1 rRNA gene is annotated in these 2,781 nt (G+C 53.2%); it reads right to left on the reverse strand.

The window, feature by feature from the left end:
• Positions 1 to 48 precede the first annotated feature (48 nt).
• A 23S ribosomal RNA gene (locus tag PSSD_RS25700) occupies positions 49 to 2,781 on the reverse strand; the annotation flags it as partial.

Genomic DNA, 2,781 nt, shown 5'->3' on the forward strand with positions numbered 1-2,781 from the left:
AAGCTGAAAATCTACTTTGCGTCTCTTCAAAAACGCCTCTGGCGTTGTAAGGTTAAGCCTCACGGGTCATTAGTACCGGTTAGCTCAATGCATCGCTGCACTTACACATCCGGCCTATCAACGTCGTCGTCTTCAACGTCCCTTCAGGGGCATCAAGTGCCCAGGGAGAACTCATCTTGGGGCAAGTTTCGTGCTTAGATGCTTTCAGCACTTATCTTTTCCGCACTTAGCTACCGGGCAATGCCATTGGCATGACAACCCGAACACCAGTGGTGCGTTCACTCCGGTCCTCTCGTACTAGGAGCAACCCCCCTCAATTCTCCAGCGCCCACGGCAGATAGGGACCGAACTGTCTCACGACGTTCTAAACCCAGCTCGCGTACCACTTTAAACGGCGAACAGCCGTACCCTTGGGACCTACTTCAGCCCCAGGATGTGATGAGCCGACATCGAGGTGCCAAACACCGCCGTCGATATGAACTCTTGGGCGGTATCAGCCTGTTATCCCCGGAGTACCTTTTATCCGTTGAGCGATGGCCCTTCCATTCAGAACCACCGGATCACTATGACCTGCTTTCGCACCTGCTCGAGCCGTCACTCTCGCAGTCAAGCTGGCTTATGCCATTGCACTAACCTCCTGATGTCCGACCAGGATTAGCCAACCTTCGTGCTCCTCCGTTACTCTTTGGGAGGAGACCGCCCCAGTCAAACTACCCACCAGACACTGTCCGCAACCCGGATTACGGGTCTACGTTAGAACATCAAACATTAAAGGGTGGTATTTCAAGGATGGCTCCACGCAGACTGGCGTCCACGCTTCAAAGCCTCCCACCTATCCTACACATCAAGGCTCAATGTTCAGTGTCAAGCTATAGTAAAGGTTCACGGGGTCTTTCCGTCTTGCCGCGGGTACACTGCATCTTCACAGCGATTTCAATTTCACTGAGTCTCGGGTGGAGACAGCCTGGCCATCATTACGCCATTCGTGCAGGTCGGAACTTACCCGACAAGGAATTTCGCTACCTTAGGACCGTTATAGTTACGGCCGCCGTTTACCGGGGCTTCGATCAAGAGCTTCTCCTTGCGGATAACCCCATCAATTAACCTTCCGGCACCGGGCAGGCGTCACACCGTATACGTCCACTTTCGTGTTTGCACAGTGCTGTGTTTTTAATAAACAGTTGCAGCCAGCTGGTATCTTCGACTGCCTTCAGCTCCGTCCGCGAGGGACTTCACTTACCGACAGCGTGCCTTCTCCCGAAGTTACGGCACCATTTTGCCTAGTTCCTTCACCCGAGTTCTCTCAAGCGCCTTGGTATTCTCTACCTGACCACCTGTGTCGGTTTGGGGTACGATTTCGTGTTACCTGGAGCTTAGAGGCTTTTCCTGGAAGCAGGGCATCAGTTACTTCACCACCGTAGTGGCTCGTCATCACACCTCAGCGTTAAAAGAGTTCCGGATTTACCTAAAACTCCCGCCTACATGCTTAAACCGGGACAACCGTCGCCCGGATAACCTAGCCTTCTCCGTCCCCCCTTCGCAGTAACACCAAGTGCAGGAATATTAACCTGCTTCCCATCGACTACGCTTTTCAGCCTCGCCTTAGGGGTCGACTCACCCTGCTCCGATTAACGTTGAACAGGAACCCTTGGTCTTCCGGCGAGCGGGCTTTTCACCCGCTTTATCGTTACTTATGTCAGCATTCGCACTTCTGATACCTCCAGCAGCCCTCACAGGCCACCTTCAACGGCTTACAGAACGCTCCCCTACCCAACAACACATAGTGTCGCTGCCGCAGCTTCGGTGCATGGTTTAGCCCCGTTACATCTTCCGCGCAGGCCGACTCGACCAGTGAGCTATTACGCTTTCTTTAAATGATGGCTGCTTCTAAGCCAACATCCTGGCTGTCTGTGCCTTCCCACATCGTTTCCCACTTAACCATGACTTTGGGACCTTAGCTGGCGGTCTGGGTTGTTTCCCTCTTCACGACGGACGTTAGCACCCGCCGTGTGTCTCCCGTGATAACATTCTTCGGTATTCGCAGTTTGCATCGGGTTGGTAAGCCGGGATGGCCCCCTAGCCGAAACAGTGCTCTACCCCCGAAGATGAGTTCACGAGGCGCTACCTAAATAGCTTTCGGGGAGAACCAGCTATCTCCCGGTTTGATTGGCCTTTCACCCCCAGCCACAAGTCATCCGCTAATTTTTCAACATTAGTCGGTTCGGTCCTCCAGTTAGTGTTACCCAACCTTCAACCTGCCCATGGCTAGATCACCGGGTTTCGGGTCTATACCCTGCAACTTAACGCCCAGTTAAGACTCGGTTTCCCTGCGGCTCCCCTATACGGTTAACCTTGCTACAGAATATAAGTCGCTGACCCATTATACAAAAGGTACGCAGTCACCTAACAAGTAGGCTCCCACTGCTTGTACGTACACGGTTTCAGGTTCTGTTTCACTCCCCTCGCCGGGGTTCTTTTCGCCTTTCCCTCACGGTACTGGTTCACTATCGGTCAGTCAGGAGTATTTAGCCTTGGAGGATGGTCCCCCCATATTCAGACAGGATACCACGTGTCCCGCCCTACTCTTCGAACTCACAGAAGGTGTGTTTTTGTGTACGGGAGTATCACCCTGTACCCTGCGACTTTCCAGACGCTTCCACTAACACACCAGCTGATTCAGGTTCTGGGCTGCTCCCCGTTCGCTCGCCGCTACTGGGGGAATCTCGGTTGATTTCTTTTCCTCTGGGTACTTAGATGTTTCAGTTCCCCAGGTTCGCCTCG

This window comes from Type-D symbiont of Plautia stali (genome assembly GCF_001485335.1).
GTDB classification, from domain to species: Bacteria; Pseudomonadota; Gammaproteobacteria; order Enterobacterales; family Enterobacteriaceae; genus Pantoea; species Pantoea vagans_C.